1 protein-coding gene and 1 pseudogene are annotated in these 2,526 nt (G+C 42.0%); both read left to right on the top strand.

Going from position 1 to position 2,526, the window contains the following annotated elements:
- The coding region (locus B9N71_RS06300; protein ID WP_143422069.1) for a DUF2345 domain-containing protein at window positions 1-963 on the top strand (963 nt) is incomplete at its 5' end.
- A gap of 17 nt (window positions 964-980) precedes the next feature.
- A pseudogene (locus B9N71_RS06295) lies at window positions 981-2,526 on the top strand (hypothetical protein); the annotation flags it as partial.

The raw sequence follows: 2,526 nt of genomic DNA, 5'->3' as shown, positions 1-2,526 counted from the left end.
CATGCAATGCATGACAGTGCTCACCCTGACCCTATCACCACCATCAACAAACACCGCAATGTCATTCGCACCCCAGCTAATAACAAACTGCGCATGGATGATAAACGTGGGCAAGAGCATATCAAACTGGCTACCGAATACGGAAAAACTCAACTTAATATCGGTCACTTAGTTAACGAAAAAAAACAACCCCGCGGTGAAGGTTTTGAACTACGCACCGACGAATGGGGTGCGATTGCCGCCAATAGAGGCTTATACTTAACCACCCAAACCCAGCCTAAAGCCCAAGGCAAACAGCTTGATATGCAGGCGGCAATAAGCCAACTTGAAAATGCCTTATCCATTGCCAAAGCGATACAAAATGCCGCCACCCAGTCCGAGGCACACAGCGCCGATACCGACAGCCAAGAGCAACTTAAAGCCAACTTAACTCAGCTAACCCAAAGTGGCTTACTAGCCTATGCGCAAGAAGGCATCGCCCTAACCAGCCCTGAAAACATCCAACTATCGACAGCTAACAGCCTGACCTTAACCAGTGAAAACCAAACCGATATCAACGCCTTAAAAAATGTCACCTTCTCATCGGGCGAGGCGATTGGTTTATTTGCCCAAAAATCGGGCATGAAACTATTTGCCAACCAAGGTGATATCGACCTGCAAGCCCAAAATGCCAACCTCAATATGGCTGCCAAACAAGATATCAAAGTGGATAGTGTCGATGGCAAAGTCACCATTACTGCCAAAGACAACCTCACCCTTATTTGTGGTGGCTCTTATATCAAAATCAGCAGTGAAGGCATTGAACTTGGCACACAGGATAATATTTATCTTAAATGTAATGTGTTCCAGAAGATGGGGCCAGCGAGTAATCAATTATCAGCAAAACTAAATAACAAGAATAAAGAGCTCGAAGTCTTATTAAAAAAACATGTATCGTTTAACTCGAAAGGCTTTTCGGCATAAGGAATAAGGTAATAAACATGACCATAAAAAAACTCGATAATTTCAACTTTCCCGTGGGTGAAAAACAACTCAGCCAAGACGCTTATTATAAAGCGTTAGCAGAAGCAAGTAGTGGCTTTTATCCATTTGGTGAAAATGGGATATGGCATGGGGGGTTCCATATTGATGAAGGGGTACTAAAGAAAGTTGATAATGACGGTAAATTGCGTTGTATGGCTCATGGCGAAGTGGTTGCTTATCGAGTCGATGATATTTACCATAAAATAGTCTATCTGGACAATGTTGAGCTAAAAACGCCTTATAAAGAACAGCAAAAAGTGGCGTATTTCTCAACGGGATTTACCTTAGTTAGACACCTGTTACAAATGCCAAAAATTACAGACTCAACCGACACGCCACCCTCAATAACCTTATACAGTTTATATATGCATCAGCTAGATTGGTATGGTTATCAGCAAAAAATTCAGGAAAATAGTAGTCAGGTTGATTATCCTTGTTATTGGCAAGCGGGAGCAGGGAAAGTTGATGAAAAAAAAACAGAAACCATTGCGGGTAGCGTGATACGGGAAAAAGGAAGTGGTACAAAAGTTGTTGGCTTATTACTAAAGAGTAGTAAAGTTCGTTTAGGTGAACAAAAAGAGGGTAAGCCTGGTTGGTATAAAATTGTGTCAATAACCACCGGCACGGTGGTAACGCCAAATGGGTTTCAAACTGAATTGGGCAATATTACTGGTTATGTTTGGCATAAAGATATTGGCGCCACAGCCGCCGACAGACCGACAGGAAAGACAGCGGAAGCTAATAAAGACTATGAAATCTGCAAGGAAGATAATAAAAAAGTTGGCGACCCCGAAGTTGAAGTAAAAGGCCTTGCTGTTTATGGCGCTGCTAATGAAACTCAAAAGTTAACGTATTTACCTCAAACGGCAACGTTTGAATTGGATGGGCAAGAAAATGGTTATGCTAAAATCCGTAAAATTGATAATTGTGATGTGCCGGCGGTATTGGTTGCTGAAAATGGCGGGAATGATGCGCCACATAAGGGGTATGTCAAATTAACCTCACTAATAATTACCCAGCTTAAACCTGAAAAATTAGATAAAGTCGTGGTATTAAAAACGCCTGTACCAATTAATAAAGGCGACTTTATAGGTTATATCGGCCATAATGTCAGCCAATCCCAACGTTTTGACGAGCCTAAAGAAGCGCCGTTATCGAACATGAAACGGGCGTTAGACAATCAATTACTGCAAATGGCACATATTGAATTATTGACCTGTGATGATTTGCCTGCGTTTATCACTAAAACCCGAGCCTTAGCAGACAAGTTGCCTGAAAGTGAAAAGACTATCATATTAGTTGAAAAAGAGGCGCAATTAGTTCAAGCCGCTAAACCAGCAGGTTGGTTAAGCTCTGAGGTGGCGATTCATTTTACCGACACTACCGAGAGCTACTATATTAAAATCAAACCGGTCTATACCGTCAATCTTCCCTCAAGATTTTTTCATGCTTCAACCGAGCAGCCGTTATTCGACACTGAGGTTGGCAAGGTGATTAATGGCA

Origin of the sequence: Gilliamella bombi (assembly GCF_900103255.1) — a bacterium.
In the GTDB taxonomy this organism is placed as follows: Bacteria; Pseudomonadota; Gammaproteobacteria; order Enterobacterales; family Orbaceae; genus Gilliamella; species Gilliamella bombi.
The sequence above is the reverse complement of the archived record's forward strand: the minus strand, read 5'-3'. Positions and strand labels throughout refer to the sequence as shown.